Below are 26,645 nucleotides of genomic sequence, written 5' to 3'. Positions count from 1 at the left end.
TCTTTGGTGGGTGGTTCACACTCCTCTGTCAAGTGCTTTTGCAACGCCAAACAGATTGCATTACTAGACTTAAAAGTTTGGAGTTTAGTCTGCGGATTTAGATATACACAAGGAGTATTCTCCACATTTAAAAGGCGTTGAGTTACCAAATAGTTTTTTAGATTGCGATAGAGATTGGCTGGAGGCTTTTTAAAGGCATTGAGGCAGGTTTGGTAGGACAAAGGGTCTAGGAGTGTGCCTAGCAAGCACACACTAGGTCTTTGCACAATGGCAGATAATTTTAAGGGTTTTTGGGGCGATCTAGGTTGATCCACATCAAAGACCTGATCGATATAAAAGCCCCAATCTTGAATATCGCTCCAAGATCGGGATAACTGGTAAGCTAGGACCTGCTTTAAAGAAGTGTCTAGTTTGGGATCGTGGGGGGCGTATGTTTGCAATTTATTAGGATGATCCCACAACTCTGCGCTAAGCCCATAAACCACAAATTGAGATTGGGGCACTTTTATGGTTTGCTTGCCTAAGTTCTTGAGTATATTGACTTTGAAGGCAAGCCCCATAACGAAATTATCTTGGGGTTTGGGCTTTTGGAGGGGTAAGTGTTGCCTAATCTCTAAAAAATACACGCCCTGTTCTTGCAATGCCACTAGAGGCTGATAGATTTCTAGCAGAGACAAAAACAATTCCAAATTGGCTTGGGGAGTGCTGAGGGCTTGGTATTGACCCGCCTTGTTTCTGGCTTTTGGCATAGAGCCATTGAGTAACTCTAAAAGCTGGGCTTGGCTTAAAATTTTAAGGGTTTTATTAGGTTTTAGAATCTTTAAGAGTGGCATTTCTTGGATGAAATTTTGGGCTAGAGCGCGGATTTCTTGGGCTTTTTGCTCTAAAGAGCTTTTTAAAGGCTCTTGCTCTAATCTCCGTGATCCGTGCCTAGAGCGCACATCACTAGAAATAGCGTAGCTCTCCAACACCTTAGCCTGCAAAACCTCCATTTGTGAAAGCCATTTGGCAGGCGATGCGTGGATGAAGCCCACAAGCAATAAGGCCGCTAGCTTTAAGCGCATTTTAAACTCCTTTGTAAATGTTTTTGTAGTGTCACCCATCATCGTTATTCCAAAACGCACACATTTTCTCTTGTTCTGAGATGTATTTTTATCTTGGCCAATTGGGGCGTTCAATCCTTTCTAGTTCATCATCTATCCTTCTTAGTCTCTTAGCTGTAGCACAGCTTGTCTTTACTCCCATGTCGCAAGCTCTTTGAAAGTGCATCAGAGCTCTAACATAGTTTTGAAAGTTCTGTATAGATTTTTCATAATCTTGAGGAACACCCTTTCCGTATTGATACATGTGTCCCAAGCCATAATAAGCAGCGCTATCTCCCATCTCCAGTGCTTTTTGGAAGTATTGGAAGGCTTTGGCATAGTCTTTGTTCTTGTAAGCCTCTTTGGCCATAGAATAGTAGGAAGAGGAATATGGATCTGTTGTCTCCCCTCCAAAAAAGTGTAAAACACACCACACCAAAACCCCACACAAGAATAATCCCCCTAACACCAAACCAAATCGTCGATCACTTTGATCCAAGAAATCTCCTTATTAGCTCTAACAAGACGGGCTTAAAATCCCCAGCCCCATGTAAAACTCACCTGCCACCACCAAACCATTAAAAAACCCACTCAGTGCGCAACTAAAGGACCAACTCGTGTATTCGTAAATCTGCACAATAGGCAGAAAGGACAAAAGGCCTAAAATTACTTCACTAAACACTGCTAAATGCGAATGGCAATCCTTAGCCAGCCACGCGCCCACCACACCGCACATAAATAAAGTGATAAAGGGCATGGGTACTAAGACCAGCCCTAAGAAAAATGTTTTAACATCCATGCACACTACCCTGCACACCAAAGCTTTTTAACTTCATCTGCAATTTTTCCCTAAAAAATGTCTGCATCGCTAACATCACTATCTACAACACTAAGATTTATGAATTAAAACGGGCATGAGCACAGAAAGCAGGCATGGAGCAAAATAGAGAACGCAAACTTAAGTCCCAATATATGGCCCTAAATACTTTAAAGGTTTGAAAACAATTAATATATACAAAAAAAACCATGTAGCAACCAGAGCGCCCAAGAACCTCAAATACCAATGGGCGTTTCTAATGAGATATGTGCAGAGCACGGGAAAAAGCAGGAGGACATACATTAGCAGTATCCCCGATACTGAACCCAATTTAAGCCACCCGGATGAGGAAAAAACAATGCTGATTAAAAGCGGAATGGGGAAAAGCCACCATTTTTTATCCCCAAAATATGCCCAAAAAATGAGAGCCCCTACACTCGATGTGATGTATCCCATATACTTCATGGGAGGCTTATCTGTATAGTAACACAGCACAAATCCTAGAGCGATGATTCCTAGAGAAATGCGTTTTTTAGGGCATAGCACCAGAATAAGAGCGCCTAGGTAGGCATACAAGCCAAATAGCATGTCTGCTATTCCAGCTCCTATCCCATGAGGGTGGTTAGGGGTCATCATGTCGCTGACAATAGAAAAGAACACAAATGTATTGGCAACATGCAGAGCTTGTTTAATAATAAATAATTTGTCCATGAGAATCCTTGGCGACTTTTCTGCCCACTCTACAGCTCTTAAGATCAGAGAACCTATAAAAACAATCGTCTTTTCATAGATGTTCTCTGAAATCTGATTTTTGCAACGCCAAACACAGTGCATTACTAGACTTAAAAATTTGTAGCTTATCCTTAGGGTCTAAATACATACAAGGACTATCATCAATGGAGACAAGGCGCACAAGGTGTAATTGCTCTTGAATGTCTTTAGCGTTATAGGTTTGGGCTTGGAAGAGTTGTAGGCAGGTTTGCTGTGATTTGGGGCTTAAATACTTGGGGCTTAGACACATGGTGGGGTGGTCTTTGAGCGTGTCTTTTAAAGTCTTGGGGTCGTCATTTTTTAAGAGATCGTAAAAAGGGGCGTTGCGCTCTAGTGGGATTATCCGTGTTGCGTAGAGATCAAAGAGATGTTCGGGGTCTATGCGCTGGGCGTTTTGCTCTAAAAACTCGCTTAGCCCTTGATCATTGAGCACCAAATCATCGCGATCTGCATCCAAGCTACCGCCTAATCTTGTGTCCAAAACTGAGAGTGCCCAAAAACCCCACTCTTGCCTAGAAATCCCCATCAGTGTCTCTGCACGATCCATATCTTGGACTAAGCGTTTTCTAAAAGGCTTGTGGGGGACAATGTGTTTTAGCAGTTTTTCATCAACTCTTGCCATATTGAAGTCTCCGATCTTTTGGATGCTCCCATAGAGTTGTTTTTGAGAAATTCCCTTGTGGAGTTGTTGGAGATAGGCGATCACATCTAGCCCAGCTTTGTGGGCGTTAATGAGAGGCGCATAAAGAAAGGCAATCACATCTAAAAAGATGTGGGCTGTAGCTTTTGGTTGGCAACTATAGCAATTAATGAGAGAATCGAGCACATCTAGGGCATGGAGCATTTCCATATCCCTAACATGGGCTAAGAAAAGCTCTTCTCTTTGGTTTTTGGGTTTAAACTCTTGAAGTAAGGGTATTTGTGCTACTACAGCTTTGGCTAGGGGGATGGAGGCATCTGTGTATTGCGCTGTAATGTATGCTAAATCTCTTAGACTATAGGCTCTAGGATTATCAGGCTCTTTTGTCTGCGCATACTCTTTTTGTATGCGATCTACAGAGCGATCAAAGTAAGTTTTAAGCGCTTTAAACGCCTTGAAAAATGGGGCGTTTTGGGATTCTTTGGGGTTGTCTATTTGAATCATGATGGTCAATACATCTTCTTTAGCCTGTAGATTTAAAGCTAAGAGAGCTAAGAGAAGCAAGCGGATCATTTTTATTCTTTTGTTAAGTTGTTTTGCAATGCTAAACAGATCGCATTGTCGGACTTGAACGCTTGGATTTTACCCTGAGGGTTTAGATACATGCAGGGGGTGTCATCGATATTAACAAGACGGGCGGTTTTGAGGTAGGTTTGCCAGCTCTCTAAAGTGCTCTTAGAAGGGTTTTTTAAATTCTTTAAACAGAGGTCCTCGGACTTGTCGGTGAGGTATTGGGGGTATAAACAGAGTTGGGGGTGTTTTGAAATGATCTGTTGGGGGCTTAAATCAGATGAAGTTCTGAAGTTAGGATACTTTTCATTAAAGAGTGCAGAGATATAGAATTGGATATGGTGTAACCACCACAGACCTGTGAAGATGCCTGCATTTTTGAGGGCTTTTAAGTGGGGATCGTTTAGCAGAGTTTCTAGGAGGGGTGGGGTTTGGTAAAGCTGGATGAGTAGCCATGCATAGCGTATATTGCCCCACAAATCATCTATGTCGGGGGCGTCCATCGTATCGATCTCTGTGGGCTCATCAGCAAAGCGCGTGTTCCAAAGGTTTGTAAAAGGATCTGCGCTGTTGGTTAAATCACTCAAGTAGCTACAAAGGGTGTGCGCGCAAGGGTGGAGTGTGGGGAAGGCTTTTGTGTAACTTAAGGGATCTAAGCCTAGTTTGTGGGCGCGCTCAAAAGAGGTATAGAGAAGTTTAAGGGCGCTAGGAAAATCACCACAATCGCGCGTTGTGAAGTCGCTATATTGAGGAAACATGCTATAAGCGGTTGTATAAAGCACGAGCACACTAAAGTTTTTAAAAGAGGTTAAAAAAGGCGAGAGGGGGGCTTTTTTAAAGATATCCAATGAATCAATAAGAGGGCGGGCGATTGCTAAAAACTTTGAAAATTGTTCCCGATCAAAGATTTTTAGGCGTTCTTGGATTTGCTCAGGGCTTAGGTGTGTGTCAAAAAGAATGTGAGCGCGCGCTATCTGTTCCTGTTCAATGTGTTCTTTAAGCGCGCCGTTGAATATTTTATTGACACTTGCACTATCACAAGAATAGCCGGGGAATGCGTCTAAACTACAAACCCACGCGCTTAAAAAGCAAACTATACAAAACAAGTGTCTTTTCATGGATGTTCTCCAGAATATGATTTTTGCAACGCCAAACAGATCGCATTGTCAGACTTAAACACTTGTAGCTTATCCTTAGGGTCTAAATACACACAAGGGCTATCATCAATAGAAATCAAACGCACGAGGTGTAATTGCTCTTGAATGTCCTTAGCGTTGTAGGTTTGCTCTTGAAAGAGTTGTAAGCAGGTTTGCTGTGATTTGGGGCTTAAATATTTGGGGCTTAAGCACATGGTGGGGTGGTCTTTTAGAATAGTTATGGGGTTGTCTTTGAGGTGGGCGTAAAAGGGGGCGTTGTAGCTTAGGGCTAGGAGACGGGCCAGATAGAGGGTAGAGAGGTGGTTGGGGTCTATGCGTTTTTGGTGTTTGCCCAACATATCTGCATAGGAATCATCATCTGCATAATAAGAGGGCGGCATCTCTTCTTGTTTGCCATCGTTGGCAACAAAATATTTATCTTCATCATCGCCAAAGATGTTGAGGATCGTTAAGCGTTCCCATAAATTGCGGGATCCGATCTCTTGTTGGAAAAACCCATAAGAAGCCGCCATGTTTTCGATGTCTGTATGCAGTTGTTCTAAGACTTTATCGTTAGAAATGTCTTCATCATAGGCTGTTGCAATGATGTCATAAACACAGCCCGCACAGGTTTTTTTATCATTGCAATAATTGTTAGGGGCAAAGGGGGCGGGGTGGCACTTCTTTTCATCGACCAATATATGCTGGAGCTCTTTAATGTAGGCGATGACATCTAATCCTAGCTTGTGGGCGTTGAAAAGCGGGGCATAGAGGAAGTTAGCGGTGTCTAAGAATGCTTGGGCTAGCGCGGCACTTTTAGGCTGATTGGCACTAGGTTGATACAGACCGATACTATCTAGCGCGCGCAACATCTCCCGTTGTTTTAAATGCGCCAAAAACTGCGTTTCTGCTTTATTCTTGGGCTTAAACTCTTGGATTAAGGGCATTTTCTGGATCGCTGTTTGGGCTAAAGGGATGACACCCTTGATGTAGTCTGAAATGCCCCACGCAATGCTCATGTAATCCCATCTCTCATCTGCATCAGGGTTGCCCACAGCGTCTTGATTGCCTTTATCCATGTAGTCATGGAGGGCTTTAAATGCCTTGAAAAAGGGGGCGTTTTTGGATTCTTGGGGTTTTTCCATGGGAATCGCGATGGTCAAGACCTTATCTTTTGCCTGTAGGTTTAAGAGCAAGAGAGCTAAGAGCAAAAGACGGATCATTTGTATTCCTTTTTGAGGTTAGTTTGCAAGGCTAGACATAGGGCATTGCTGGATTTAAAAAGCTGGAGTTTGTCGCTGGCGTTGAGATACACACATGGGGCGTTGTCAATAGACACTAAACGCAAGGATTTTAGGTATTTTTGCAAGGGTTTGGGGTCGTAGGTATGTTCTTTAAAAGCTTGCAAGCAGGTGGCGTTAGCGACCTTGTTTAAATACTGGGGTTGCAGGCAGGCGGTGGGGTGTGTGTGCAGGCGATCGGCAGAGACTTTTTCGGGGTGTAATAGCGTGTCTGTGTAAATGTCTTGGTTGGTAAAAAACGCCTCAATGCGGTTTTTATAATGCAAATCCCATAGCGGGGCCTCTTTAGGAGTCCACCATTTGGCTAAATCCCCATAAAATAAATACCCCCGCTTTTCATCCCATGCCAGCGTCCATAGGGGTAGAGTCCATTGGATCGCGATAAAATCTTCGCTGGAGAAATTAGGCTCATAGCGCATCACAAAGTAACTCCCCGCCTTGGCGCTTCTAAAATCTTCAAGCCATGGGCTCTTGGGGGTATTCTTAGGGCGTGTGCAAGAATCGTTTTTTTTGCATGGGTAGGTGTTGTGTGGGGCGGATTGTTGGAGATTTTTAAAATACTCATTTAGGTCTAAGCCAAGTTGGACGGCTTTAATTAAGGGGGTGTAGAAAAAGTTAATTCTGTGGAGGTAATTATACGCCAACATAGGGGCAGAAACGAGGTCGGGATAGTAGAGCCTTGAGTTAAAGCTCATAGAGCCCAACGACCCCCTTAACATGGTGAAAAGGTGCAGGCGTTCGTAATCTAGCACATGGTGCCACTCGCCTTTTAGGGTCGCTAGGGGTGTGGCTTGCAAAATGGCTTGCAGGCTGGCGTTAAAGGGTTTGAGGCCGTGGGGGGCTTCATTGATCATGCGTAGCAAGGCATCTTGGGCGTTTTGGAAGACTTGAATCATGCGAGTTGGCACAACCATCCCCATTTGAGGCGGGTTTGCCTGTAGGCTCTGACAAAGGGGGTCTTTGGAGGGGAAGGTTTGAATCGTGTTTTGGGGGGTGAGATAGAGGCAGGGCTCATCGCCAAAGGTGATGAGGCGGACACGCCGGAAGTAATTGTAAAAATCTATACCGGGATTTTGTAACAAGGCTTGGCATGCTAGGGTGTCTGTTGTAGAGTCCTTAAGACATGCATAGAAACCCACGCGATCCAAAGGGGCGGGGGGTTGAGAGGGGCTAAGCTGACGCACACCTTTTAACCATATGCCAAAGCGGTAAGCATAATAATCTTTCAAAAGCTGCATGTCATACAGGCTCACGCCTAAAATGGTTTGGAGCTGTTTGTAGTAGGCGCGTTCTTCTTCATAGGCAATGCCATAATCGGAGTCAAATAAGAAATTATCCAAACCCGCCTTAATGGTGTTAATGCGGGCGATCGTAGGCGAGGAGTCCTTGGCTAACATGTTTTCTAGCTCTTTGTATTTGGCATTCGAGTCCTTGGAGGTAAAGTTGAGATTATCAACGAGGGTGCCTTGGTAATAGGAAAAGGGCGACCAAGTCAATTGCTTTAAGAAAGTTTCTAGGGACAAGCCCTGTTTAGAGAGATTGAGTAGCAGGGTGTAGTAAAACTTGAAATTGTGTTGCAGGGTGTTGAAGAGTTTTTGGGCTTCAAGGGGCTTTATGGGTGGGGTGCCTTCGTAGAGGGCTTGATCGCAGCCCACTTCAGGAATCTTAGCCCGCACCAAGCCAAAGGCGTGCAAAGCCTCAAAGCCTCTAATTTGCGGGTAAAGCGGGAGATGTTTTAGGCGTTGCATAAAGGGCACATGGTCTACCATTTGGATAGCTAGATTCATCCATGTTTTGTAACGCCGTGCCACGACCTGTGGGGTCATCGCCGATTGGTCCATTTGGCTAGGCACGCATTCTGCCTTAAGAGCCACTTTTAAGGCGCTATTGTGGGCATTTACGAGCGAATCATAGAGGCTCTTTGCCGCCTTAAAAAATTGGGCGTTTTGGGATTCTTTGGGTTTTTCCATAGGAATTGTGATGGTTAATACATTTTCTTTACCCTGTAGATTTAAGAGCAAGAGAGCTAAGAGAAGCAAGCGGATCATTTAAAGTCCTTTTTCTAAATGCTTTTGCAATGCTAAGCACAGCACATCACTAGATTTAAAAGTTTGGAGCTTGTCCTTAGAATTAAGATACACACAGGGGGCGTTGTCAATGGAGAGCAGGCGCAGGGATTTTAGGTATTTTTGTAAGGGTTTGGGGTCATAGGTGTGTTGCTCAAAGATTTGTAGGCACACTGCCTTAGCCTCTTGGTTTAAATACTGGGGTTGCAAGCAGGGTGTGGGGGTTTTAGGGAGAATCATTTGCATCGCGGTTTTCATGCCATTTATTGCCGTTTTAACCGCATAGACATCGAGGCCACGTACTACAAAAAATAAAGGAACACCAGAAGGGTTTTTTATTTCGTGCACATTGCTAACAACATGCCAATAATTTTCCATGTTGGAATCGTACTGATCTTCATAATCCCCCAAGAAAGCAAGAACGCGCGCATCGTAATAATTTGCCCATAATTGTAAATCTTGTTGCACATTAGCACCCATAGAACGGATGATCTGGGTTTGTAAAAAGTTTTCGGGGTCAGAATCTACATCAAAACTAAAGCCGTTATATCGGCTATTAATGAGAGCGTTGCACGCACCGATGGATTTAAAATCTTTAAAAAAATGGCGCATAGTCGGAGTCTTCGCGCCTTTAGTCATGTTTAAAATATCTTCTTGAGTTCCCAGATCGCCCAAGTAGCTATATAAACATGGTGAGTCAAGCTTGGCTTGCAATGTCTGTAAATAATCTGTGATGTCTAAACCCTGATGATACGCTTCAATCAAAGGGGTGTAGATCAGCTCGATGCCCTTTAAAAATTTTAAAGTTTTCTTTTTAGTATCAAAGGGATAAACACGCTCGGGAGAATCATCTCTACATTCCATATCAGGGATAAAGTCGTGCAAAAGGGTAGCGAGGTTAAACATTTCAAAAGTCTTAAGTGCCTTGATGGCTTGGGCTTGTTTGGGGTCTTTGGGTGTGAGGGCTTGTAAAAGCGGGATGTGATTGACAAAGGCTTTTAGGTGCTTGACAAGGGTTGGTGCTCCTTTTTGCATGGCATTTGAATAGACTATGTCATTATCCATGCGATCGCAACGCTCTTTGAAAGCTTGGTGGTAGATTTTAACCATCAGCGCGCGGGCTTGTTGCATTTCTTGGACCAAATTAACATCTATAGCCCATAGGGGGCTGATGCATAAAAGGATACAGATGAAGCGGATCATTGAAACTTCTTTATTTGATCGGGATCGGGCAACAGCTCATTAAAATGCCTCCACGCTTGTGCCTCAAGCATGCCTGCAATGTCTGTTAAATTAGCGGTGTTGTCATTAATGATATTCTGCCCGGGTTCTGTGGGATCGCCCTCATAAGTGCATCCTTTAAAAGCCTCGAGCTTTGCAGCAAGACCATGTGCCCTGCTGACTTTATTAAAACAAGTGCTGGCGACCCAATTTAGCTCCTCATCATCACAAACCGTATCGCCACAATCATTAGTGGGGAGTTGGGCGAGCGATCCCACTAAAATGATATGCACCGCATCCCCTTGTTGGACTTTTGCTAGGATCTGAGAATCTAGATCGGTGGTGGCATCCTCACTGGCTGCAAGCCCATAGTCCGTGGATGCAAACGACATGATTACATAAAAATCTCTCTTGGCGTTTTTAGGCACTAAATCGATTCTATGGGCTTTTTTAAAAAAGGTTTTTAGGGGTTTGGCGTAGGCTTTCACATAATTATAAGCGGATGCTTCCTCTTTAAAATCGCCTAAAAGGATTTGATCGTTTTTATGCAACTTACGCACACGCCCGGGTTTGAACCACAGCTTGGCTTGTGGGCTGTAAAGCCACACACTTTGCTCATGGTTTTGTTTGTCTTGGAGCAACACGATTTGAAAGGGGGCATGTCTCAAGCTAGCCTTTTTTACAACCTTGTAGGCACTCAAATCCTGCGCTTTTTTGGGAGGCTTATTTCCCATAGGGGTGTCTAAACTCTGTAAAAAATCACGCGCGCTGATGAGCCCTATTTTAGGGTTGTAAATATAGGGGGTGGGGTTGTTGTTGTCTATATATCCCGGTGTCTCATTGTGTTTTTCTGCAATGCCAAAGAGAAAGGTCTCCCAACCTCTGCCCGTATCGCCCACTTTTTTAGAACCTTTGGGTTCTTCTGCGAGCGGACCATCGGGGACACCACAAGCGCCTTTAATGGAAGTGGCGTGGAATTGTTCTTTAAGCTGTTGGTAAGTTTTAAAAAGAGTTTCACAGGGAGGGTGGGCTTGATCAAAGGTGTTATAGTTGCCATAGGGATCTGGTTTATCGCTCACCTCTTGCGTATCACAATAGCTAATGTCCCGCTCTAAGGCAAAGACATGCACGCGGTAGCGTTTTACAATGATGGGGAATTTGTCAAGGATTTCTTTGGTGCGTTGGTAGAGATTGGTGTAATGCAGATCAGAATTATCAAAATTTAAAACAAGATAGAGATCGGGGGCTTTGGGGTTAGTAGAGGGGAAGTGATCCAAACAGGATTTAGGCAACACCTCAAAAAAAGAGCCAAAGAGAAGGGGGGCGTTTTTGGCATCTAATTGCTGGGCACGCGTGTTGATTTGATTAAAAAGAGCAGCATTATCTCCAAAAGCTTGCGTAACTTCTATGGCTTGGGTGGTGTTTTCATCCATAAGCCACACACTAGGGCCATCAAAAGTAGCACTCTGCCAATCCGTGCCTTGCAAGGGCTTTAAAGAAAGTAGGGTTTCATCAAAGTCAATAAAATTAGTGAAAGAAGTGCCTTTCGTGTTTGTCAGGAGGTTATACATCTTTAAGGGCATGGCTTGGTTGTGAGCTGCTATTTCATTGTCTGGGAGAGCGCCATAGTAATTATCTGGTCTTTTATTAGTCAGCCTAAGCGTCTGTTTATCTATCCACCACGCGCTCCATTTGCCCTTGTAATCCACGATGAGCATTTTATAACCCGGACTATAAGAGTAACCATCGTGATATAGACTTGTTTCCACAGATTTAACCACCTTGCCTAGAATGTGATTTTGCTCTAGAATAGCTTGCCCATCGATCCCTTGTATCTTCTTAGCCACAAGGCATGCCAAACACAAGCTCCATAAGATCAAAAGACACTTGAGTGTGTGTAAAAACTTAGATAATCGTTTAATATTTCTGCACATTGTCTAATCCTTGTTTTAAAGTTTTAATTAAAATCCTTGGAGTGTGCTAGTCCTAGCTTACTCTTGATTAGGGTCTGGCAATAACTCATTCAAATGATTCCAGCCTTGGACTTCCAACATGCCATTGCCATCATCTATTAAATTGGTGGTGTTATGAGCAATGGCACTCTTCCCGGGCTCTTTATTTTTGAAATAAGAGTAGCCATCCTCTCCATGAATGCCACAACCTTTTTTTATCACATTGAGTTTTTCAGCCATGTTGCGTGCTTTGCTAACTGCATTAAAACAAGCCTCAGCAACCCTAGTGTCGTCATTCCCATTACAATAGTATTCGCCACAATCATAAACGGGCAATCGGTTCAATGATCCCACTAAAATGACATGCATCGCATTCCCTTGTTGGAACTTTTCTAGGATTTTAGAAACTAGGTTGATGGGGGTGTTATTACTCTTTGCAAGGTCATCAGTAAAATCGGGCGAAGCCTGCACAATCACATAAAAACCTCTCTTAGCATTTTTAGGCACAAGATCGATGGTGTGGGCTTTGCTAAAAAAGGTTTTTAGGGGTTTGGCATAGGTCTTCACATAATTATAGCCCGATGCCTCCTCTTTCAAATCATTCAAGAGAGCTTGATCGTCTTTATGCAACCCACGCACACGCCCGGGCTTAAACCACAGCTTGGCTTGTGGGCTGTAAAACCACACGCTTTTATCATAGCTTTGCTTGTCTTGCAAGAGCGTGATTTGGAAAGGCGCATGACTCAAGTTAGCCTTTTTTAAAATCTTGTAAGCATCTAGACCCTGCGCTTTTGTAGGGGGTTTAGGAGTGTCTAAACTCTTTAAAAAATCGCGCGCGCTGATGAGCCCTATTTTAGGATTGTAAATAAGTGGAGTGGGGTTGTTGTTGTGTAAATATGCCCCTGTTTTATTGGGGTTTCTTGCAAGTTCGTGGCGGCTGTTGTCTATAACGCCAAAGAGAAATGTTTGCCAATCTCTACCCGTATTGCCCACTTCTTCAGCACCTTTAGGCACTTCTTCTAGGGGGCCATGTGGTATCTTACAAGCACCTTTAGTAGAGGTGGCATGGAATCTTTCTTTGAAGTAGTGGTAAGTTGCAGACAACTCCCCCACATTGTTTATAAGGAAAACATGCACGCGGTAGTGCTTGATAATGGTGGGGAATTTTTTAAGGATTTCTTGCGTGCGTTGGTAGAGATTTTTGTGGTTATGCCCAAAACTCAAAATGAAATAGAGATCGGGGGCTTGGGGGTTTGTTGAGGGGAAGTGATCTAAACAGGGTTTAGGCAGCACTTTAAAAAAAGAGCCAAAGAGGAGGGGGGCGTTTTTAGCGCGTAATTCTTGGGCATGCGTATTGATTTCATTAAAGAGAGTGGCATGTTCTCCAAAGGCTTGTTGCACTTCTATAGCTTGGGTGGTAGTTGTGTCCATCAGCCACACACTCGGACCATCAAAGATAACACTCTTCCAAGGCGTGCCCTGCAAGGGTTTTAAAGAAAGCAAGGTTTCTTTAAAAACAGGTGTGTGTGCCTGAGGATTTTTTGCCCCACTGATGAGGAGTTGGTACATCTTTAGGGGCATGGCTTGGTTGTGGGCGGCTATTTCATCGTATGTTTGGCTAACATGCGAACCATAACCATAGTCGCTAGGGAGGGGTTTATTGGCTAGCTCAAGGTCTCTTTTATCCACCCACCATGCCGCCCATTTGCCCTTGTAATCTACAACAAGCACCTTAAAACTATCAGTATCCACAGATTTAACCACCTTGCCTAGAATGTGGTTTTGTTCTAAGATGGCTTGCCCATCGATCTTTATTGTCTCCTCAGCCACAAGCCATGCCAAGCACAAACCCCACAAGATTAAGAGGTGTTTTAGCGTGTTTAAAAACTTGGAATCGGAGTAATGCTCTTCGCTCTTGGAGGGAGGTTGCTTCGCCCATAATCTCTTAATATGTGCGCGCATCTTTTAGCCCTTTTGTTGTTCCAAAGATTCATCATCAGAGTCTAGCAAATCGTAGTAGACCTCTAATTAAAATCCATGCCCAAGAACTTTTAGCTGAAAACGCGGTAAGTTTTTTGCCTATTTTCATCAAAACTCTTTGTGTAATCAGGCGCTACTTTTGTTTCACTTGCCTCCAAATAGAGTAGAAAAGTCAAGAGTTCTAGGAGGTTGTCTAAGTCTGATCTGTTTAAAAAATCTTTAAGTCTGCCCTCACATTTTTATTCATTGGTTGGCTTTCTGGCAAGTTTTCTAAGGTCTTGAGAATATCCACGCCCTCTTGGCGTTTTTTTAAATAGAGGGGTATAGACAAAATCCCATAAGTTTAAAAACTCTGCACGCTTGTGGTAGTGTTAGGGACGGGAACATTTAAAGTCTCTGCACAATTAAAATCCGGGAATGCTCCCACTCAAAACTAGCAAAACTTGCATGGTTTCATACGCCTTGATCGTCCTTAATAAATGCGCTTCTTGGGGGGTTTAGGCTTAAAGGTTTGGAATAAGGGCACTTGATTGATTCATCATATCTAGTGCCAATAACATAGCGCATCTAAACTCCTTTGCTATTAATTATTTGTGATAAATCCTGTCTATTTGTCGTTCTTACTCATGTTTTTTAAGCCTTGTTGTGATTGGGGTAAGCTTGATATTCTGACACTCTTGATCCACAACTTAACAATCTCCCCATTTTTACGCCTAAAAGCTACAAAAGCAAATGCGCCTTGTTGTTGTAAAAGATATACCCTATCTTTGGGGATTAAAAAGAGATTGTTGATCTTGCAATGCTTATTAGGAGCAGAGTAAAAATACGCCCTGCCCTTGCCCGTGATGACTTTTAGGGGGTGGATTTGCAGATTTTGATCTTTAAAGCGTGCCTGCAAGGTTTTAGTTTGGCTGGCGTCGCAAAATTGCAAACATGTTTCTAGTTGGCGGGCGTATTGTAAGGGGAAAGCGAGATTATCTCCGTATAAATCTTGCAATGTGTGCGTTTTAAGATTATAGTTTGCCCAACCTATGGTGCCCGTGCCTAAGAATCTAGGGTGCTTGGGGTCTTGTTGCCAGTTGAAATACAATTTAGCCATAATACGGTCTTGATCCCATGTGTCTATGTAGTAGGAGATATGACCTTTAAGCCACTTAATGCCCTTGTGATCGCTATCCCACTGCTTGAAATTAAAAGAGCTATGCTCCACTAAAGAGATAAATTTTAAAACGCACTCAGAATTGACATGCCCGGGGAAATCAATTTGGGTTGGGGTGGCTTCTTGGGCGTAAATTAGGGCAATCCAACTTATCCACATAAGACAAATTTTAACTAATCTCATCATTCTAAAACCTATGGTAGTTATCTAAAAAGTTTAAGTCCTTTGGTTTAATTCTCAAACAATTAGGAGATGATAATGTTAAGAAAATATCTTATCGTGGTGCTTTTAGTGGTGGGTGTGCTGGGCGCTCAGGCAACACTTTTAGAACAAGCAGAGGCAGCTTACAAGAGAAAAGACTACCCCAAAGCCTTTAGACTTTACAAACAAGGGGCACAAAGAGGAGAGGCGCAGGCGTTCTATCATTTGGGATTGATGTATTACTATGGGCAATATGTAAATATGGATATAAAGGGCAAAAAAGCCTTTAACTACTTTAAGAAAGCCGGAGAGATGGGGATAGCAGATGCCTATCTTGAGCTAGCAGACATGGTCGCAGATGGCAGAATAGCCAAAAATGCTAAGGGAGAGCCTTTTGCTTGCGAGAAAGCACTGTCATATGCTAACAAAGCCCTAGAGTTGAACCCAAAGAGGGCAGATATCTATGAAAGAGTTGGATTTCTTTATCTTAGAGTTCAATGGAGCAACCATACTTGCAGTCTTAAAGACTTTAGCCAATACTCCCAAGAAGTCCAATACAAGCAAAAAATTTTTCAAAAGGGGTCGTCTTATCTTGAAAAGGCGGGGGAGATGGGCGACTTTAATGCCTACACAACACTAGGCTACTATCATGCTGCGGGCGATTTCAGATTTGAGCGTAGTTTTAAAAAAGCCAAGCAATACTATCTTAAGGCAGTAGCGGTGCTAGAAAAAGCAGGGGCAAAGGGGGATAGCCAAGCCTATAATGAGCTGGGATTGATTTATCAAGATGAGAGCAGCAATCTTAGCACGGGGACTATCCTAGAAAATAGGCATAAAGCGGTGGCGTATTTTCAAAAGGCGGCGGCTATGGGGAATGCCAATGCCTACACCAACATGGGACAGTATGTAGATGAGAATAAAGCTATGGAGTATTACAAAAAGGCAGGGGAGTTAGGGGACGCGCTGGGGTATGCAAGCTTGGCAGGGATGTATCAAGGAAAGTGTGAATATGAGACATTCAAGAGCTGTGCGGGCGCATTTAAAAAGAGTGTGGAGTATTTAACATTAGCGGGGGCTTTGGGAGATGACTATAGCTATAAAGAATTAGGCGACACCTATTTTTATGGTGGCTTGTTTTATAGGAACTGGGAAGAGTACCAAAAAGTTCCTGCACCACCCTCCTATACTCCCCGCATCCCACGCGATTACAAAAAGGCAGCACATTACTACCAAAAATGCGCAGACATGGGGAATGCCTATTGTTATCTATCGTTAGCAAAATTGTACAAAAAAGGCTTGGGGGTGCCAAAAGATGCCAAAAAAGCGCGCGCATACGAGGGGCATGGGAGGGATATTTTGTGTGTGGGAGAGGACTTGGATGATTATTGTGAGTGAGGTGAGGAATCGCTTTTCCACTCCGGATGTCTCTTTTGGATGGCTTCTAAGAGAGTTTTTGCGCTGTAGGGGCAGATATGGAGGTTGGGAATGGTTTTGCTATTAGCGTATTTAAAGGGGCGATAGACATCGTCTGTATGCTTGCCCTTAGCATCTAGGGCATAAGTGGCTGTGCGGTCATCTAAAAACTTAAGTCTTCTGATCATCCAACCGCTGAAGGGTGGATTGGGCGGATACCAATCATCATCACTATACCAAATGTGTAGCCGTTGGGATTTTGCTAAATCGCCTTTTAAAGCACTCAAGAACTCCCATAGCAAAATGGGTGTTATGGTAAAAACATCGTCTTTGAGTTTGACATCAAGGACGCGCGCTAAACCCGGAGATTCAGGGTTAGGACCTTCTCTAGTTGCTAGCAATAAGGTAGGCTTGTAGTAAAGAAAATACCCCGGGTAATCCTCCATTTCTTGTGGGTTATTAGGGTCTAGTTTTATGAGTTTCTGGCAATCCTTAGGATTATAGACAAAGACCTTATCCCAAAAGGAACGCCCTTGAGAGTCCTTTAAATCTGTATTGACCTTTAAAACTTTGGAGTCAGAAACATCGCCTTGAGTGATAATGTATTCTGTGTTTTTAGCATGTAGAATTTTGTAAGACCCATCGCTAACAATCTCGCCATCGTCTGTATTATCCGTAGCATTTAAGAGTAAGGTTAATAGTAGAAAGATGAGAAATTTCATTTTGTTCCTTGTTTGTCCATGTTCTTCTAGTCGGCACTAAAAAGGCAGTGATCCCGCTCTGAATCTGAGCTATACTTTTTGCATGCCTCTTGCAGTGCCTTGAAATTGAGAAACTTGCACCTACCTTTTGCAAAGCATGCAAGCCTTAACTTATACAAGAGCGTAGCATTACCAAAATCTCCGTATCCGTTGTCTGCATATGTTCCTAGGAAATCATCCAGCCCCTCCTTGCCTTGCTAGCATCTCCATGGGGGTATCCTTGTAGATCGGAGTCGTGGCAGAAAAAAACCTTTGTGCTATAAGTTTTTAGGTAAAACGCCCACTTAACATTTTAAAAGCGTATTGGTCTTTGTAGTAGTGATCGTCTACAAGGTCTGCGGCTTCCTTCGAGACAACCAAGAGATTATTTTTAACCTTAATGGATATAATTGCATCTGAGAAACATCCCTTAGATAATTGCCCATTGTGTAAAATGCCCACGCATGCGTGTAGACCATCAGGAGCGGGTCTAGCGGAATTCAACGCAGTACAACCCTGATAAAAAATCAAAGTATAGGAATCCGTCTTATTGGGTTTATCATGGAGATTTTTGTCCCCGTGTGTGAATTTATGTTGTCATGGATGGTCGCTACCCATTGTGCGTTATCAAAAAAAGTGCATAGATTGGGATCTTGAGTTGTATACCCATGTTCTCTCCAATATTCTTTCCAATAGCCATCCATCTATTTTTTCACCACCGCTTGCGCTCTTTGGGTTCTAAGGCGTGTAGGCTGTGCCAAGAAAGGCATAGATTAAAGATAAAAACTGACACCCTCGCAAAAGTCTTTTGTGTATCTCTCATGGGTTTTGGTGTAGTTTGGATTTTTAAACTCAGAGTAAATTATTGAGGAGTTTTAGGATGTTTGATAGCAAAATAGGCATTGATGTCTTCCTCAGAGAGGTCGGGGAAAAACTTGATAGTTTCGCCTTGCACATAAAGCCAATAACCCCATTCTTTATCCATTTTGATTCTTTGCTGGGCATTGCAGCTTAAAGGTTCTAAAAAAGACCAAATTTACAATGCGCGCAATCCATGTTACAATGTTTGGACAATACATTGAAAGGATGAACATGTACAAACGCGCCTTAATGTTGGCTTCTTTGGCTACGGGGCTGGCTTGGGGGCAGGATTTTACTAAGTTGAGCGATGAGCAGCTCATTAAAATCGCAGGCACTCTTCCGGCTAGTCAGGCTCTAAATTACAGGATGGAAGTGGTGAAACGCTTGAGGGCACTTGATGAAGAGCACCAGAAAGAGTTTAAAGAGGCGTTTAGCCAAAGCGCTCAAACAAATTTAAAAAAGATGAGTTGGAAAGAGTTTTCCCACATGCGCGAGCAGGTACGCAGGCATTTAGCTAAGATGAAAAAGAAACACAGCCCCAAAGAGCTTGAGGCGATGGGTTTAAACATAGATATCTGCACGGGTAAGGAGCGCCGTGTTTGGTGCGCCGCCTCCATTTGATACATCATCTACAGCTGAAAACTGGGAGCTACTCCCCCTAAGAGTTATGGTATTATCCAAAACCCATCTCGCAGGGGATTTTTGTGGTTTCCACTCCAAGGGTTGACGCCCCAACCCTTGTACATTGTGCCTTTTACTTGCATGTGGCCAAGCATTCCCATGGCTTGAGAGAGATTTAGGCCCTTTGAGCTTCTAATTGTGTCAACTCTTGGGGAGTGAATACGCGGCTTTTGAGATTAAAGCTTTTACCCGTGCCATATTCTATGGAAAATTCGCTCCCTTCGATATCCTGCACATCTAAAATGAGCTGGGTATGCCCTTGATATTCTTGTTGTTTGGTGTGCAGGTAGAAGCCCACCCCTTCCACCTCCCCCAAGCACACATCATTTTGCCCAAGCTTAAAATCCTCTTTAGCATAGGCATACACCACACTCCCCTCACAGCACCCACAGGAGTGGTAGAAAATAAAACCCCCCGGATGAGCAATTTTAAGCTGTGCGATAAAATCGCGGGCTTGTGGGGTGGCTATTACGCGCTCAGGCATTAGAAGAATCCTAGCTTATTGGGGCTGTAGCTGACCAAAATATTTTTAGTCTGTTGGTAGTGTTCGAGCATCATTTTATGCCCCTCGCGCCCAATTCCACTTTGCTTATAACCCCCAAAGGCGGCGTGGGCGGGATAGACATGGTAGCAGTTGGTCCACACACGCCCGGCTTTGATCGCGCGCCCAAAATGATAAGCGCGGTTGATGTCCCTTGTCCACACCGCTGCGCCCAAGCCAAACATGGTATCATTAGCAATTTCTAAAGCTTCTTTTTCGTCTTTAAAGGTAGTCAAGGCTAAGACGGGGCCAAAAATCTCTTCTTGGAAGATGCGCATTTTATTATGCCCCTTGTAGATGGTGGGCTGGATGTAACAACCATTTTCTAGCCCCTTTACGTGGTTTTTACCCCCACCAATGAGGCACTCTGCACCCTCCTCTTTGGCCACTTGCATATAGTTTAAGATAGTGTTAACTTGGTTTTCATCCACTTGTGCACCCATCATGGTGTCTAGCTCGAGCGGATTACCCATTTTGATCGCTTTGACCCGTTCTAAGACCTTTTGAATAAAAGAGTCATAGATCTTTTCATGCACTAAAGCGCGCGAGGGGCAGGTACACACCTCCCCTTGATTGAGTGCAAAGAGCACCAAGCCCTCAATGGCCTTGTCTAAAAATGCATCTTCGTGCTCGTAAATATCCGGGAAGAAAATATTGGGACTCTTGCCTCCCAGCTCAAGCGTGCAGGGGATGATATTTTCGGTAGCAAATTGCATGATCTGCCTCCCTACAGCCGTCGAGCCGGTGAAAGCGACTTTAGAAATTTTGGGGCTGGTGGCGAGATGTTTGCCAATCTGTCCCCCACTGCCATTGACCACATTCACCACTCCAGCGGGGAGCAAATCCCCAATAATCTCTAAAAGCACCAACAGACTAGCGGGCGTGGCTGAAGCAGGTTTGAGCACCAAAGTATTGCCTGCAGCTAGAGCAGGGGCAAACTTCCAAGCGGCCATCAACAAGGGGAAGTTCCAAGGGATAATTTGCCCTACTACACCCAAAGGTTCGTGAAAATGGTAGGCCACGAGTTCCGGATTGATGTCGCTAATACCTCCCTCTTGGGCACGGATACAGCTGGCAAAATAGCGGAAATGATCAATGGCTAGGGGAATATCCGCGTTCAGTGTCTCTCTAATGGGTTTGCCATTGTCCCAAGTTTCCGCATACGCAAGCTTTTCTAAGTTGGCTTCCATTCTATCAGCAATCTGGAATAACACGCGTGCCCTAGCATCCACAGGGGTGGCTGCCCATGCGTCCTTAGCCTTGTGGGCGGCATCCAAAGCCTTTTCAATGTCCTCCGCAGAGGATAGGGGCACTTCACAGAGCACTTCTCCATTGATGGGGCTCTTATTGGATTTGTATTGTCCCTTTACAGGTTTGACCCACTCCCCGCCAATGTAGTTTTCATAACGGGGCTTGAAAATTTGCTTACTGTCTTTGTAAATACTCATACATCTTCTCCTTAAATTAATGTCCATGGCGAAAATCTAGCACCATACGCCCATCGATCGCGCCTTTTTTCATGCGATCAAAAATGGCATTGATGTCTTCAAGCTTGGCAGGAGCCACATGGGCTTTGACCTTCTGTTCCTCAGCAAAGTTAATGGCTTCTTGCAGATCTAAGCGTGTGCCCACAATGGAGCCACGCAGAGTGATACCATTTAAAATGAGATTAAAGATATTCACGGGAAAATCACCCGGAGGTAGCCCATTCATCGCCACGGTCCCCCCACGGCGCACAAAACCCAGAGCTTGTTTAAAGGCTACAGGGTGCACAGCGGTTACCAAAACCCCATGTGTGCCCCCTTCTGTTTCTTTTACGATTTTATCAATCGTGCCCTGTTCGCCTAGATCTTTAGCATTAGCCACCACGCTAGCCCCGTATTTTTTGGCTAACTCTAGCTTGTCATCAGAAACATCCACCGCAGCTACATTCAAGCCCATCGCTTTGGCATATTGCACGGCTAAATGCCCCAGTCCGCCAATGCCAGAGATGGTAACCCACTGCCCGGGCTTGGTGTCTGTCATTTTAAGTCCCTTATACACCGTAACCCCAGCGCACAAAATGGGAGCGATGTTTAAAAAGTTAGTGTCTTTTTTGAGCACACCAACATAGTTAGCGTCAGCCAAAGCGTATTCCGCATACCCACCATTGACAGAATACCCCGCATTGTCTTGTTTTTCACACAGAGTCTCCCAGCCAGCCATACAGTGGGTGCAATGCCCGCATGCGCTATAAAGCCAGGGAATGCCCACTGCATCGCCTTCCTTAATATGCTTGACACCCTTGCCTACCTCTACCACATAACCCACACCTTCATGCCCGGGGATGAGAGGCAATTTTGGTTTAACGGGCCAATCTCCATCTATAGCATGCAGATCGGTATGGCAGACCCCACACGCCTCAATCTTGACCAAAACATCCCCCTCTCCAACTTTTGGGACATCTACTTCTTCTACAAAGAGGGGACCTCCAAATTGTTTGACCACCGCGGCCTTCATCTTTTTGCTCATAATCGCTCCTTAGTTATATTCCCAATGTGAAAATGTTGTATCTAGTCTAGTTAACACTATCAGTAAACAAAGATTGCCAAGCGAAAAAAATACCCGCTTGTCGTTACAAATTGTAATTCCAAATCGTGTGCGTAGGAAGTTATTTAACGCACGGAGTGGGCGCACCTGAGAAAATAGAAAAGTCCCATGAGCAATCCCAAACCTACTAAAAACCCTATTGCTTTGGAGAGAGTGAGTGAGGCCACCAAGAAGGCTATCATCGCACATCCGGCTGTGAGAGTGGCATAGGGCAACTGGGTTAAAAAATGACTCTGCACCGAGCAACCAGCCCCAGTAGCAGAGAGAATGGTTGTGTCAGAAATAGGGGAGGCGTGATCGCCATAAACCGCTCCGCTCAAGATTGCGGCAACAACCAGCACAATATCCCCCCCCACCACACTTACCATCCCTGCTCCAATGGGCAACATGATAGCAAACGCTCCCCAACTTGTACCCGTGCTAAAAGCGATGAAACCTGAGATGAGAAATAAAAGCAAGGGCATGAGCAAAAACACCCCTTGAAAATGCTGGATTAAACTAGCTAAATACAGTCCTGTTTGCAAATCATCGCGAATCATCGGCCCAATAGCCCACGCCAAGATTAAAACCCAGATTGCTCCAATCATACTCTTAAAACCCTTGATGAAGAGGGAAGGAAAAGCTTTTTTGGGTAAATATCGATATGCCAAGATCGCCCCAGATCCTAGAGAAAAAAGACCACCAAAAAAGAGGGCAAAGGCGGTGTCTGTATTTTGAAAAATGCTCAATAAATCCTTGTGATCGCTGGCACTATATCCCGTGTAGATAATCAGGGTTGTAATGCTCATGATGAGTGTGATGATACTCAGGAGTAATACGGAGATGGGGGCATTTTGCGTGCGCTTTGCTAGATCAAACTTTTGAAAATCTTTTACACCAACATTTTGATATTTCTGCATGGCAGGCAAGTTAATTTGCCACACAATGGTCAAAAACACGGCGAAAATGGCAAACCATGCGTAGTAATTGCATCCAATACTACTCAAGAGCAGTGCAAAGCTATCTTTGAGCAAGGGTGAACCCTCATTTTGCATCACCCCCACGATATAAGCCCCCCAACTAGAGATGGGCACTAGTAAGCACACGGGCGCAGAGGTGGAGTCGATGATATAAGCCAAACGCTCCCGACTACTTTGATGGGCATCGTTGAGAGACTTGCTAATTTGGCCCACAATGAGCGCATTAAAATAGTCATCAATAAAAATTACTAGGCCCGCAAAGAGGGCGATACCCTCTGATTGGCGCGCGTTTTTAACATAGGTTCTAGCCCGTTGCACAAAGGAATTGATCGCCCCAGAGGCAGCGATAATCTGGCTTAAAATACCTAGGATAATTAGAAAACCAAAGACGAATAGACTATTCAAATTTAGTTGCACGCCCTGGGGCGTGGTGTGATAAAAAACAGCACCAATTTTGTGGTAAATGTAGAGGACAATATCCCACAAATGCCCATTGGTCATGAGCAGTGCGCTCAGCACCATGCCACTGAAAAGCGAGAGTGCGACGCGTTTAGTAAAGATTACCATGAAAATAACAAACAGGGGAACAGAGAGACTAAGGACGGAATGACCCATGGATGCCTATCAATAGAAGCTGGCCGGGAGAGAGGGATTCGAACCCCCGGAGGTGTGACCCTCAACGGTTTTCAAGACCGCCGCTTTCAACCACTCAGCCATCTCCCGCGACAAATGCAAAAATTAGCGTGGTAAATCTGGAGGCGACACCCGGATTCGAACCGGGGAATCAAGGTTTTGCAGACCCATGCCTTACCACTTGGCTATGTCGCCATGGTGCCCAAAGCCGGACTTGAACCGGCACGGTATTGCTACCGAGGGATTTTAAGTCCCTTGTGTCTACCTATTCCACCACCTGGGCGTGCAAACGCCGTTGCAACGGTGTTTAAAGGGTGTTTAATCGCCCTTTACAATAGTCGTGTAGTGGCCATAAAGCCCAATTACATTGAAAACTTTACGATCCACTGACTTAATGGTTTTAATGCCACCTTCTTTAGCCGCTTTTTCTACAGAACAATCCCCGAAAGCGAAGAGGCCAAGGATACTACCACAACTGGCTTCACCGGTTTTAGATCCAGATTCACCATTGCCTGAAACTGGAAGCTTAACACCTGTAAAAAGGTTACCCAAAGGAAAAGGCGACGCACAACCCGCCATCAAAATTCCCGCGCACGCACCCACACCCGCAAGCTTAGCCACACGCAACATCAATTGCCTCTCTAAAATCAAAAATGGAGCGGGAAACGGGGATCGAACCCGCGGCCCCGACCTTGGCAAGGTCGTGCTCTACCACTGAGCTATTCCCGCAAAAACCACAATTTTAGCAGGACTTATCTAAAAAGTCAAGCCGCGTTTCTAAAAGTCTCTTAGTATAAGGATGTTTTGGCGCATTAAAGACATCCGCCACACTCCCACTCTCTATCACCTGCCCCTTTTCTACTACCAAAACAGAGTCGCAAATGCTTTCAATTACATCTAAATCATGGCTGATAAACAGATAGCTCAGATTGAGCTTTTCTTGTAGCTCCAGTAGCAAGCCCAATACCACCTTTTGCATACTCTTGTCCAGTGCGGAAGTAGGTTCATCCATCACAACCACCTGCGGGTGCACAATAATCGCACGCGCGATGGCTACCCTCTGGCGTTGCCCACCACTGAGCTCAAAGGGGTAGTATGTTAAATGTTTGGCTTCCAAGCCCACCGCCTCTAAACTCTTTTGGGCCACCTCCACACTCCCCTTAATGCCTGCCCCATGAAAGGCTTCTAGCAAAATCTCTTGCACGCTCCAGCGTGGATTTAGCGAGGCATAGGGATTTTGAAATACCATTTGTAGAGATTTTCTAAAAGGTTTAAAGGTCTTGCGATTGAGCTGGTGCACGCTTTGGCCTAGCACAAATTGCTCGCCCACGGAGGCGATGAGTTTTAAAATTCCTAAAGCTAGCGAGCTTTTTCCACTGCCAGACTCTCCGATGATCCCTAGAGTCTGCCTAGCATGCAGGTTTAAATTCACCCCCTGGATAGCAACGCGCACCTTATGAGCTCCCAAAAAGCGTTTTTGCACATAATGCACTCCAAAATTTTGCAATCTTAGGGTTTCTTCCCCTTGTTCTAAGCTTTTTTTGCGTAGCAGGTGGCGGGCTTCTAAGAGCATTTGGGTGGTGGGATGAGTAGGGCAGGTAAATAGGGTATTGAGATCGTTGTGCTCGCATAATTGCCCCCCTTGCAAGACATAAACATACTCAGCTAACCACTGCACCGCGCCTAGATCATGGCTGATAAGCAAGATCGCCATTTGGTTTTGCACGCTTAGAGTTTTGAGTAGTTCTAAAATTTGTAATTGCACTTGCGCGTCTAGGGCAGTGGTGGGCTCGTCGCAAATTAGAAGTTTGGGGCGGTTGATAATGCTCATGGCAATCGCCACACGCTGGTTTTGCCCCCCGCTGAGTTGGTAGGGGTAGCGTTCTAACAAATCCAGCCCTAAGCCTACCTGATTCATCACTTCCTCAAGACGCGTAGTAAATTCTTGTTTGGGATAGGTTTTATGTAGGCGCAAACTCTCGGTAATTTGGGTTTTGATCTTGTGTAGGGGGTTGAGCGCACTTAGGGGCTCTTGGGCGATGTAGGCGATATCCTTGCCCCGAATATTGCGCAGGGCAGTGGGTTTGAGGGTGAGCAGGTCGGTATTTTCAAAGAGAACTTTCCCGCTTAAAGGGCGCACAAAGGGCACAAGCTGCAAAATGAGGCGGGCAAGTGAACTCTTCCCGCTCCCACTCTCCCCCACTAAGGCTACCCTCTGCCCTGGCTCTACGCTCAAATTAATGTCTTTGAGCAAAAAATCTTCTCCCACCTTTGCATGCACGCGATCTAGGCGTAGCAAAGGTTTATTTGAAGTTGGTGGCATCAAAGGCATCTCTCACTCCTTCCCCAATGAAAACCAAGATGGATAACAATAGCGCGATGGCAAAAAAGCCTACAAGGGCCAAATGCGGGGCGTAGAGATTGTTTTTGCCCTGCTCTAAAAGCTCTCCTAAGGACGCGCTCCCAATGGGCATGCCAAAACCCAAGAAATCGAGGCTCGCCAACGCTCCGATACTCCCAGCCATGATAAAGGGGATATAGGTTGTAGTGGCCACCATCGCATTGGGTAAGATGTGGTAAAAGATCACGCGCGCATCGCTCACCCCTAGCGCATAAGAAGCCCTGACATAGTCCATGTTGCGCCCTCTTAAAAACTCTGTGCGCACCACTTGGGCTAAACCCATCCAAGAAAAGGCTAGTACCAAGAGTAAAAGCCACCAAAAGCTGGGGGTGAACATGCTAGAGAGAATGATGAGCAAAAAGAGCATGGGAATCCCACTCCAAATCTCAATGAAGCGTTGCCCCAAGAGGTCTAAGAGTCCGCCATAATAGCCCTGCAATGCCCCCACAGCCACCCCCACCACCACGCTAAAGGCACTCAGCAAGAGTGCAAAGAGAATGGAAACCCGATACCCATAGACTAATCTCGCCAACACATCGCGGGCTTGATCATCTGTGCCCAGCCAATGTTCCCAGCTAGGGGGCGTGGGTGCGCTCTGCTTTAAATCCATCACAATAGTGTCATAGGAATAGGGAATGAGGGGGCGGATCACAAAAGCATCTTTGAGCAAATGATTTTTGACATAAGGATCGTTGTAATCCGCGCTGGTGTAAAAATCCCCCCCAAAGGTGGTTTCTGGATAATCTTTAAAAATAGGGAAGTAGGCTTTGTGGTCTTTATAGATAAATAGGGGCTTGTCATTCACCCACAATTCCGCCCCTAAGCAGAGCACAAAGAGAACAATGAAAATAATGAGTGCCCACAACGCCCGTCTGTTGTCCTTAAACGCCCGCCAGCGCCTCGCATGCACATCTACCACAATAGCCCCTTA

General features: G+C 44.7%; 23 protein-coding genes, 4 tRNA genes and 1 pseudogene. 2 read left to right on the top strand and 26 right to left on the bottom strand.

Features of this window, described 5'->3' with window-relative positions; all coding sequences use genetic code 11:
* The 12 genes and pseudogenes from C6H04_RS01330 to C6H04_RS01275 all read right to left on the bottom strand — a co-directional run.
* Window positions 1-1,064 (bottom strand): annotated as a pseudogene (locus C6H04_RS01330) (hypothetical protein); the annotation flags it as partial.
* Between the two features lie 88 nt (window positions 1,065-1,152).
* The gene (locus C6H04_RS01325; protein ID WP_233711811.1) at window positions 1,153-1,581 is read right to left on the bottom strand and encodes a tetratricopeptide repeat protein; all 429 of its coding nucleotides are present in this window, start codon (window positions 1,579-1,581) and stop codon (window positions 1,153-1,155) included.
* Window positions 1,582-1,599: 18 nt separating this feature from the next.
* Complete coding sequence (locus C6H04_RS01320; protein WP_233710518.1) at window positions 1,600-1,881, bottom strand: iron transporter; 282 nt, start codon at window positions 1,879-1,881, stop codon at window positions 1,600-1,602.
* Between the two features lie 159 nt (window positions 1,882-2,040).
* Window positions 2,041-2,610, bottom strand: a complete 570-nt coding sequence (locus tag C6H04_RS01315; RefSeq protein ID WP_104732112.1) for a hypothetical protein — start codon at window positions 2,608-2,610, stop codon at window positions 2,041-2,043.
* Between the two features lie 73 nt (window positions 2,611-2,683).
* The gene (locus tag C6H04_RS07970; protein ID WP_199767064.1) at window positions 2,684-3,883 is read right to left on the bottom strand and encodes a tRNA methyltransferase; all 1,200 of its coding nucleotides are present in this window, start codon (window positions 3,881-3,883) and stop codon (window positions 2,684-2,686) included.
* A 2-nt stretch (window positions 3,884-3,885) separates the two neighbouring features.
* Entirely contained in the window at window positions 3,886-4,998 is a 1,113-nt protein-coding gene (locus C6H04_RS01305) for a hypothetical protein (RefSeq protein WP_104732111.1), read from the bottom strand.
* On the bottom strand, window positions 4,995-6,239 hold the full coding sequence (locus C6H04_RS08065) for a tRNA methyltransferase (protein WP_233711810.1): 1,245 nt from the start codon (window positions 6,237-6,239) through the stop codon (window positions 4,995-4,997). Before C6H04_RS08065 ends, C6H04_RS01305 begins: the two co-directional genes overlap by 4 nt.
* Window positions 6,236-8,365: a glycoside hydrolase gene (locus C6H04_RS01295; protein ID WP_104732110.1), complete on the bottom strand. Its 2,130-nt coding sequence runs from the start codon at window positions 8,363-8,365 to the stop codon at window positions 6,236-6,238. The genes C6H04_RS08065 and C6H04_RS01295 overlap by 4 nt, the downstream gene beginning before the upstream one ends.
* Window positions 8,366-9,586, bottom strand: a complete 1,221-nt coding sequence (locus C6H04_RS08060; protein WP_233711809.1) for a hypothetical protein — start codon at window positions 9,584-9,586, stop codon at window positions 8,366-8,368.
* Window positions 9,583-11,538 carry a hypothetical protein gene (locus tag C6H04_RS01285; RefSeq protein ID WP_104732109.1) on the bottom strand — a complete coding sequence of 652 codons (1,956 nt, stop codon included), beginning with the start codon at window positions 11,536-11,538 and terminating at the stop codon, window positions 9,583-9,585. Before C6H04_RS01285 ends, C6H04_RS08060 begins: the two co-directional genes overlap by 4 nt.
* A 57-nt stretch (window positions 11,539-11,595) precedes the next feature.
* Window positions 11,596-13,518 carry a hypothetical protein gene (locus tag C6H04_RS01280; protein ID WP_233711808.1) on the bottom strand — a complete coding sequence of 641 codons (1,923 nt, stop codon included), beginning with the start codon at window positions 13,516-13,518 and terminating at the stop codon, window positions 11,596-11,598.
* A gap of 625 nt (window positions 13,519-14,143) precedes the next feature.
* Window positions 14,144-14,881, bottom strand: coding sequence for a hypothetical protein (locus tag C6H04_RS01275; RefSeq protein ID WP_104732108.1), 738 nt, complete (start codon window positions 14,879-14,881; stop codon window positions 14,144-14,146).
* 72 nt (window positions 14,882-14,953) lie between these two features.
* Here C6H04_RS01275 and C6H04_RS01270 point away from each other — a divergent pair, with 72 nt between their 5' ends.
* Window positions 14,954-16,291 (top strand): tetratricopeptide repeat protein, encoded by a 1,338-nt coding sequence (locus C6H04_RS01270; protein WP_158653800.1) that lies wholly within the window; start codon window positions 14,954-14,956, stop codon window positions 16,289-16,291.
* On the opposite strand, the gene C6H04_RS01265 is transcribed toward C6H04_RS01270, so the two are convergent.
* The 3 genes from C6H04_RS01265 to C6H04_RS08260 form a co-directional block, all read right to left on the bottom strand.
* The gene (locus tag C6H04_RS01265; RefSeq protein WP_104732106.1) at window positions 16,279-17,031 is read right to left on the bottom strand and encodes a hypothetical protein; all 753 of its coding nucleotides are present in this window, start codon (window positions 17,029-17,031) and stop codon (window positions 16,279-16,281) included. The genes C6H04_RS01270 and C6H04_RS01265 overlap by 13 nt on opposite strands.
* A gap of 306 nt (window positions 17,032-17,337) precedes the next feature.
* Window positions 17,338-17,553: a hypothetical protein gene (locus tag C6H04_RS07875; RefSeq protein ID WP_158652989.1), complete on the bottom strand. Its 216-nt coding sequence runs from the start codon at window positions 17,551-17,553 to the stop codon at window positions 17,338-17,340.
* A 358-nt stretch (window positions 17,554-17,911) separates the two neighbouring features.
* Complete coding sequence (locus C6H04_RS08260) at window positions 17,912-18,034, bottom strand: hypothetical protein (RefSeq protein ID WP_267892213.1); 123 nt, start codon at window positions 18,032-18,034, stop codon at window positions 17,912-17,914.
* A 107-nt stretch (window positions 18,035-18,141) separates the two neighbouring features.
* Here C6H04_RS08260 and C6H04_RS01260 point away from each other — a divergent pair, with 107 nt between their 5' ends.
* Window positions 18,142-18,531: a DUF1104 domain-containing protein gene (locus tag C6H04_RS01260; protein ID WP_104695634.1), complete on the top strand. Its 390-nt coding sequence runs from the start codon at window positions 18,142-18,144 to the stop codon at window positions 18,529-18,531.
* Between the two features lie 175 nt (window positions 18,532-18,706).
* On the opposite strand, the gene C6H04_RS01255 is transcribed toward C6H04_RS01260, so the two are convergent.
* The 11 genes from C6H04_RS01255 to C6H04_RS01205 form a co-directional block, all read right to left on the bottom strand.
* On the bottom strand, window positions 18,707-19,075 hold the full coding sequence (locus tag C6H04_RS01255) for a DUF779 domain-containing protein (protein ID WP_104732105.1): 369 nt from the start codon (window positions 19,073-19,075) through the stop codon (window positions 18,707-18,709).
* Window positions 19,075-20,580 carry an aldehyde dehydrogenase family protein gene (locus C6H04_RS01250; RefSeq protein ID WP_104732104.1) on the bottom strand — a complete coding sequence of 502 codons (1,506 nt, stop codon included), beginning with the start codon at window positions 20,578-20,580 and terminating at the stop codon, window positions 19,075-19,077. The genes C6H04_RS01255 and C6H04_RS01250 overlap by 1 nt, the downstream gene beginning before the upstream one ends.
* A gap of 16 nt (window positions 20,581-20,596) precedes the next feature.
* Complete coding sequence (gene adhP, locus C6H04_RS01245) at window positions 20,597-21,643, bottom strand: alcohol dehydrogenase AdhP (protein WP_104732103.1); 1,047 nt, start codon at window positions 21,641-21,643, stop codon at window positions 20,597-20,599.
* A 143-nt stretch (window positions 21,644-21,786) separates the two neighbouring features.
* A complete protein-coding gene (locus C6H04_RS01240) occupies window positions 21,787-23,295 on the bottom strand; it encodes a Na+/H+ antiporter NhaC family protein (RefSeq protein ID WP_104732102.1) in 1,509 nt (502 codons plus the stop codon).
* A gap of 20 nt (window positions 23,296-23,315) precedes the next feature.
* Window positions 23,316-23,403: transfer RNA gene (locus C6H04_RS01235), tRNA-Ser, on the bottom strand.
* 30 nt (window positions 23,404-23,433) lie between these two features.
* Window positions 23,434-23,508 (bottom strand) — tRNA-Cys (locus C6H04_RS01230).
* 1 nt (window position 23,509) lies between these two features.
* Window positions 23,510-23,596: transfer RNA gene (locus C6H04_RS01225), tRNA-Leu, on the bottom strand.
* 35 nt (window positions 23,597-23,631) lie between these two features.
* On the bottom strand, window positions 23,632-23,943 hold the full coding sequence (locus tag C6H04_RS01220; RefSeq protein WP_104732101.1) for a TRL-like family protein: 312 nt from the start codon (window positions 23,941-23,943) through the stop codon (window positions 23,632-23,634).
* Between the two features lie 24 nt (window positions 23,944-23,967).
* Window positions 23,968-24,042, bottom strand: a tRNA-Gly gene (locus C6H04_RS01215).
* 13 nt (window positions 24,043-24,055) lie between these two features.
* On the bottom strand, window positions 24,056-25,612 hold the full coding sequence (locus C6H04_RS01210) for a dipeptide ABC transporter ATP-binding protein (RefSeq protein WP_411710052.1): 1,557 nt from the start codon (window positions 25,610-25,612) through the stop codon (window positions 24,056-24,058).
* A 4-nt stretch (window positions 25,613-25,616) separates the two neighbouring features.
* Window positions 25,617-26,633, bottom strand: a complete 1,017-nt coding sequence (locus C6H04_RS01205) for an ABC transporter permease (RefSeq protein WP_104695648.1) — start codon at window positions 26,631-26,633, stop codon at window positions 25,617-25,619.
* Window positions 26,634-26,645 lie beyond the last annotated feature (12 nt).

Source organism: Helicobacter salomonis, from assembly GCF_900197775.1.
Classification (GTDB): Bacteria; Campylobacterota; Campylobacteria; order Campylobacterales; family Helicobacteraceae; genus Helicobacter; species Helicobacter salomonis.
This window is presented reverse-complemented; position numbering and strand designations above follow the sequence as displayed.

Bases quoted from the DNA above. Each gene is read 5' to 3' on its own strand.
- C6H04_RS01320 (WP_233710518.1), bottom strand. From the start codon at position 1,881: ATGGATGTTAAAACATTTTTCTTAGGGCTGGTCTTAGTACCCATGCCC.
- C6H04_RS01315 (WP_104732112.1), bottom strand. From the start codon at position 2,610: ATGGACAAATTATTTATTATTAAACAAGCTCTGCATGTTGCCAATACA.
- C6H04_RS07970 (WP_199767064.1), bottom strand. From the start codon at position 3,883: ATGATCCGCTTGCTTCTCTTAGCTCTCTTAGCTTTAAATCTACAGGCT.
- C6H04_RS01305 (WP_104732111.1), bottom strand. From the start codon at position 4,998: ATGAAAAGACACTTGTTTTGTATAGTTTGCTTTTTAAGCGCGTGGGTT.
- C6H04_RS08065 (WP_233711810.1), bottom strand. From the start codon at position 6,239: ATGATCCGTCTTTTGCTCTTAGCTCTCTTGCTCTTAAACCTACAGGCA.
- C6H04_RS01295 (WP_104732110.1), bottom strand. From the start codon at position 8,365: ATGATCCGCTTGCTTCTCTTAGCTCTCTTGCTCTTAAATCTACAGGGT.
- C6H04_RS08060 (WP_233711809.1), bottom strand. From the start codon at position 9,586: ATGATCCGCTTCATCTGTATCCTTTTATGCATCAGCCCCCTATGGGCT.
- C6H04_RS01285 (WP_104732109.1), bottom strand. From the start codon at position 11,538: ATGTGCAGAAATATTAAACGATTATCTAAGTTTTTACACACACTCAAG.
- C6H04_RS01280 (WP_233711808.1), bottom strand. From the start codon at position 13,518: ATGCGCGCACATATTAAGAGATTATGGGCGAAGCAACCTCCCTCCAAG.
- C6H04_RS01275 (WP_104732108.1), bottom strand. From the start codon at position 14,881: ATGATGAGATTAGTTAAAATTTGTCTTATGTGGATAAGTTGGATTGCC.
- C6H04_RS01270 (WP_158653800.1), top strand. From the start codon at position 14,954: ATGTTAAGAAAATATCTTATCGTGGTGCTTTTAGTGGTGGGTGTGCTG.
- C6H04_RS01265 (WP_104732106.1), bottom strand. From the start codon at position 17,031: ATGAAATTTCTCATCTTTCTACTATTAACCTTACTCTTAAATGCTACG.
- C6H04_RS08260 (WP_267892213.1), bottom strand. From the start codon at position 18,034: ATGGATAAAGAATGGGGTTATTGGCTTTATGTGCAAGGCGAAACTATC.
- C6H04_RS01260 (WP_104695634.1), top strand. From the start codon at position 18,142: ATGTACAAACGCGCCTTAATGTTGGCTTCTTTGGCTACGGGGCTGGCT.
- C6H04_RS01255 (WP_104732105.1), bottom strand. From the start codon at position 19,075: ATGCCTGAGCGCGTAATAGCCACCCCACAAGCCCGCGATTTTATCGCA.
- C6H04_RS01250 (WP_104732104.1), bottom strand. From the start codon at position 20,580: ATGAGTATTTACAAAGACAGTAAGCAAATTTTCAAGCCCCGTTATGAA.
- adhP (WP_104732103.1), bottom strand. From the start codon at position 21,643: ATGAGCAAAAAGATGAAGGCCGCGGTGGTCAAACAATTTGGAGGTCCC.
- C6H04_RS01240 (WP_104732102.1), bottom strand. From the start codon at position 23,295: ATGGGTCATTCCGTCCTTAGTCTCTCTGTTCCCCTGTTTGTTATTTTC.
- C6H04_RS01220 (WP_104732101.1), bottom strand. From the start codon at position 23,943: ATGTTGCGTGTGGCTAAGCTTGCGGGTGTGGGTGCGTGCGCGGGAATT.